The 5,162-nt window shown below is 57.4% G+C and carries 6 protein-coding genes; all 6 read right to left on the bottom strand.

Features of this window, described 5'->3' with window-relative positions:
• Positions 1-268, bottom strand: a 268-nt coding sequence (locus IOB61_RS13725; RefSeq protein WP_290817832.1) for a hypothetical protein, incomplete at its 3' end; no start/stop codon positions are given.
• Entirely contained in the window at positions 268-735 is a 468-nt protein-coding gene (locus IOB61_RS13720; RefSeq protein WP_290817829.1) for a curli assembly protein CsgF, read from the bottom strand. The genes IOB61_RS13725 and IOB61_RS13720, both read right to left, overlap by 1 nt.
• 490 nt (positions 736-1,225) lie before the next feature.
• The gene (locus IOB61_RS13715) at positions 1,226-1,990 is read right to left on the bottom strand and encodes an ABC transporter ATP-binding protein (protein ID WP_290817826.1); all 765 of its coding nucleotides are present in this window, start codon (positions 1,988-1,990) and stop codon (positions 1,226-1,228) included.
• A complete protein-coding gene (locus IOB61_RS13710; protein WP_290817823.1) occupies positions 1,987-2,994 on the bottom strand; it encodes an iron ABC transporter permease in 1,008 nt (335 codons plus the stop codon). Before IOB61_RS13710 ends, IOB61_RS13715 begins: the two co-directional genes overlap by 4 nt.
• On the bottom strand, positions 2,991-3,797 hold the full coding sequence (locus IOB61_RS13705) for an ABC transporter substrate-binding protein (RefSeq protein WP_290817820.1): 807 nt from the start codon (positions 3,795-3,797) through the stop codon (positions 2,991-2,993). The genes IOB61_RS13710 and IOB61_RS13705 overlap by 4 nt, the downstream gene beginning before the upstream one ends.
• A 64-nt stretch (positions 3,798-3,861) precedes the next feature.
• The coding region (locus IOB61_RS13700; protein ID WP_290817817.1) for a TonB-dependent siderophore receptor at positions 3,862-5,162 on the bottom strand (1,301 nt) is incomplete at its 5' end.

Below are 5,162 nucleotides of genomic sequence, written 5' to 3'. Positions count from 1 at the left end.
GGATGGACGTCCCGCCCTGGCTGACAGCGCGCGAGAGGGTTTGCCCCGCCTCACAGACGCGAAACTGTCCAGTTTGGTCCGAGAAGTTATAGACGGCAACCGGTACCGGCCGCTCAGCCGCTGGCAAGCTTTGCAACAAGCGCTGGGTGCTGGTTTGTTGTTGGATCGTCGGCAGCGACGGGTTCTTGCCCATTGGCGATAGCTTGGCTGCGGTGGGCACACAGCCCCCCAAGGCCAACAGGCTGACGCAAAAAACGAGGGCGCGCATCATTTGATTTCCACAAAGAGCGGCACCACCAACGTAGTGACTTCACCAGTCGTGTCATTGGTAATGGTGATGGTGACATTGACGAGATCGCGCACAAACTCAATCGTCTGCCCACCGAGAGCGATCTTGCCGCGCTCTTGCGGATTTTCGCCAAAGATGGCGTCCACAATCTGCGATGACACCGCCGACAACAGGCGCGATTGCAATTGCCGTGCAAAGGCATCGGCCTGCGATGTGCTGGTCGATGCCCGCTTGTCGCGATAATCATTCTGGGCGTTTGCTACGCCAAGAAGATGGTTCGAATTAAACGGATTGCCGCCAAATGTTGGATTGACCGGCTTGTAATTCAGGTCTTGCGCCCGAAGTGCTGAAGGCTGACCCAGAGCGATCATGCCCACACCGATCAAGCCGACGAGATGAAGCGCGCGAACAGGCCGCGACGCCAGCGTCAAAAAATTTGCCATCATGCCCCCCCACCAATGAGGTCATTTGTTTTATGGAATACGCACACTGGAAATACGCGCTCGAAGCAGGGTGCCGAAACAAGGCCACCGCCCAGAACCGAGCCGCTTAATCTTTTATTAACTTACAGGTAACAGGCTGGCAATCACAAAAATATGGTAAACTAGAAATTAATACAGTTAATTTTATCATCTTGATTTGGTTACTAAAGGTATGAAAATTCTCCTATTTGGAGAAAACAGCCTTTCTATTACAATCGGGCTACAGCGGCCTGTTATCCGCAAGCACATGTAATACTGTCATATACTTATAGATTTACTTTAAACACCAAAGCAAATGCGCAAGTTAGCGTCATAAAATCCCTTGAAAGATAGGATAAGGCAGACAATGCGTCAGTTATATTTGACGTCTAATTTGCCGCCAAAAATCAAGCCACTGATCTTGGATCGCGAAACTATCCACAGATTATGGCGGAGATTGCTCACGCTCTTGCGCCTAAGGGGCGGTGCGGCCTGAAATCGTCAAATGCCCCGCGTTCCACGTGGCGCTTACCCCATAAACATCGGCCAAGGTCTGCGATGTCAGGGCTTGGACTGGGGGCGCTTGGACGACAAGCTTGCCCTGGTTCAGCAGAATGATCTCGTCACAAAAGCGCGCAGCCAGCGCCAAATCATGGAGCACGACCAGCACCGCGTGCCCAGACCGGGCCTGCGCCTGCAGGGTCGCCAAAACGTCAAAGCTGTGCCCCGGGTCGAGGGCCGCAGTAGGCTCGTCGGCAATCAGGGCCGGTGCCTGACTGGCCAGCGCACGGGCTAAATGGACACGCGCAAGCTCCCCACCCGACAGGCTGGTGACGGCGCGATCTTCAAAGCCCAAAAGCGAACAGCGCGCCAGAGCCTCTTCAATGGCGGCGGCATCTGTTGGTGCAAGCCGGCCCATAGGGCCTCCATAGGCAAAGCGTCCCAAGGCGACGGCCTCACGCACGCCAATCGGCCAAGCCAATTTGCGGGCTTGGGGGAGGTAGGAGACACGCAAGGCCCGCTGCTTGGCGGAAAGACTTTCGGCAGGCTGGCCATCTAACTGAGCGGATCCTGCGCTTAGAGGCTGCAGGCCGAGTAAGGCGCGCACGGCGGTGGTCTTGCCTGCACCATTGGGGCCCAAGAGGCCGACCAACTTGCCGGGCAGCACTTCAAACGAGACGGCATTAAGGAGGTGCGCGCCTTCTAAGGTGACCGTCGCGCCAGACAATTTTAGGCTCATTGGTCGGCCTCCAACGCGCGGCGCCGGACCGCAATCCAGATGAAGATGGGCGCGCCGATCAAGGCGGCGACGACGCCCAGCTTGAGTTCTTGGCCTGTTGGGGCAAGCCTTGCGATTAGGTCAGCAAGGACAAGGACAAGGCCTCCAAGCAGCGCCGCTGGTAAGAGGGTGCGCGTCGGATCATGGCCGACAAAGGGGCGCACGACATGTGGCGCAATGATGCCGACAAAGCCGACCGCGCCTGCAATTGATACGGCTGCCCCGGTCAAAAGCCCGGTGCCCAGCACCACCCAGAGGCGCGAGCGGCCGACTTCCAAGCCAATGGCACTGGCCGCCTCTTCGCCTAAAGTCAAAGCCCGCAGGCCGGGGGCAGCGACACCCAGTGCAAGTGTGCCGGCAAGCAGGAATGGGGCTGCGAGGAGAAGGTCCTCAATCGAGCGATTGGCGACAGAGCCCATCATCCAATTCATCATGTCTGACAAGGTGAAGGGGTTTGGGGCCAGATTGAGCAGCAGGGACATGAATGCCCCAGCAAGGCTGGAGATGCCCACCCCTACCAGCACCAGCGTCACCACCGATTGAACCCGTGGCGCGACCAGCGCGACAAGCCCTGTGGCCAGCAACGCACCGAAAATGGAGGCCAAAGGCAGCATCCAAGGCGAAAGCTGTACAAAGCCCCAATAGATCGTAATGGTGGCAAAAAGGCTCGACATGGCCGAAACACCCAGCACACCAGGTTCTGCCAAAGGATTACGTAACAGGCCTTGCAGGGCCGCCCCACTGCCAGCCAAGGCCATCCCCACCAAAAAGGCTGCAAAGGCGCGGGGTAGGCGTATATCCCAGATGATCAGCTCGGCTTGCGTATCCCCTACCCCCACCAAGGCCGCCAGTAATCGGGCCAAAGGCAAGGGCGTGACGCCAATCAGGCTTGAGGCAAGCAGGGCAAGACCGCTTAAGACCACAAGGAGTAAGGTCAGGGCCGTGGCATGGTTTTGTACCTTCATGGCCGCACCTCTGTGGGCAACGCCTCTGCCTTGGTCTGGATACTGCGCCCTGTGGCGGCCATGGCTTCCATCGCGTCCACCATAAACCACCCGCTACAGGCTGTGGCCCCACCATCAAGGCGGGCAACTGGCAAATCCGCCAGCATGTTTCGCACCAAAGGATGGCGCGCTTGGCTCCAATAATCTTGGTGCGGGCTTTGGGCGGTGAAAAAAGCGGTAACAAGCATAGCAGGCCGCTCTGTTACCAAGCGCTCAAGCGGTAGCGGGTTCCAGCCCTCTTGCGTCTGAAAATTGACAAGGCCGGCTTGGCCCATCATGCGATCGACCAAAGAGCCGGGCCCTGTGGTGACGCCCCCTGGGGTGACATACAGGGCTGAAACCTGCGCTGCTGGCTTTAGATGTGCCAGCCTGCGATCAAACTCCGCGACAATTGCTTCCCCGCGTGCAGGTTGTCCCAAGGCGACAGCCGCTTCACGCACATTTTTGCGAACGGCGGCAAAATCCTCCCCCCAGCCAATTTGATGCACTTTAATGCCAGCGCGCTCCAGAAATGGCCCCATTTGCGGCCCTCCCCCATAAGAGCGAATGACCACATCGGGCTTCAGGGCAAGAATGGTTTCCGCATCGGGGCGAACTTGTCGCAAGCCCTTGGCTTCACGCCGCATGAAGGAAAAATCGCGTGTGGCATCGGGTGAGACGGCAAGAATATCGGCCCGATCCGCCAGCTTGACTACAAACTGATCGGCACAAAAATCCAGCGAGACAACCCGTAAAGGCGCTTTGGCGCCAGCTTGTGTGGCCATAGCACTGGGTGACTGCGGCGAGGAACACCCCGCCGCACCCCATAAGAGCACCAAAAGCGCTAGCCTAGAAGCTCGCACGTAAGCCTACCAATGTCTGCCGCCGTGGCGAGCCATAGCCAGTGACGGTCTCATAAATCTCATCGCCCGCATTTTCGACACGGGCAAAGACCGTCAAGTGGCTATTGATCTTTTGGCTCGCGCGCAGGGTCACCAGATCATAGCCCTTGATCACCACGCTATTGCCCGCGTTGTTAAAGCTGTCTCCGACGCGGGAATAGGTGGCCGAGACATCAAGGCCAAAGCCGAACACATAGCCGATTGTGGCAAAGCCTGTTTCCTTCGCGCGTCGGGGCAGAAGGCGATTGAAATTGGCTGTTCCCCGCACCTTATTGCGCGCATCCAACGTCGCAAAGCCCGCCGAAAGGCTCAGATGCTGGGTGGGCTTTGCCTCCAAGGTAAACTCGGTGCCTTCGGCCTTGGTACGCGCGATATTGTCATAGGTCCCGCTTGGCCGACCAACGCAGATGGCCGCCGCATTGCCAAAGCAGGAGACGAAGTCGATCTGGTTAATGGTGTCGCGCTCGAAATAGGTTAGGGAGCCGATCAGGCGACGCGAAAACCATGCCTGCTCGAGCCCAATTTCAGCTGAACTGGCTTCTTCGGCTTGCAGCTTGGCATTGCCAAAGTTGGAAAAGAGTTGAAACGGCGTTGGCGACTTAAACCCATCGGCAAGGGCTGCCCGCACAATCGTATTGCCCTCATTGAACGAGGCCGCAATGGTGGCCCGCGTGTTCAAAGCCTCGCCAAAACTATCATGATCGGTCCAACGCACACCCACAGTTGCCGTGAGCCACGCGGTGGGAGAGGCTTGCCCCTGCAAATAGAGCGCGCTCAACTCACTCTTGGCTCTAAGAGGGGTCGGATTAGGGTTGGTTACAGATGGGCTTGCCGTGCGCAGACGCGATTGCTCAAACTCGCCCCCACCAAGGATTTGAAACTGGGGCGTGACATCCAGACTGGTTTGGAATTCCGCCCTTCGATTGGTGCCAGTACCGACAAAGGTGTTTTGAACGGCCAAAGTGGGGTTTAGATTGGTGCGGTCGGTCTGTGTTTCGCTGAAACCAAAGCGGGTGCGTGACCGGCCGTCCAATAAGGTCAGATTAGCCCCCGTATAGACGATCAATTCCTCGGTCTTGGACCGCTCTAGGGTATCGGACAAAACAAAGCTTGGCGCGGGGAAACCATCAATGCCAACATCGCTATCCGACCAAAAAACGCGCGCCTCCAAGCTCAGCTGATCATTCAACGCATAATCAAGCCGACTCTGAACGAGCGTGTTTTTATAGCCGTCGCGTTCTTTACCGG

The organism is Aquidulcibacter sp., from assembly GCF_020253525.1.
Taxonomy (GTDB): Bacteria; Pseudomonadota; Alphaproteobacteria; order Caulobacterales; family Aquidulcibacteraceae; genus Aquidulcibacter.
The sequence above is the reverse complement of the archived record's forward strand: the minus strand, read 5'-3'. Positions and strand labels throughout refer to the sequence as shown.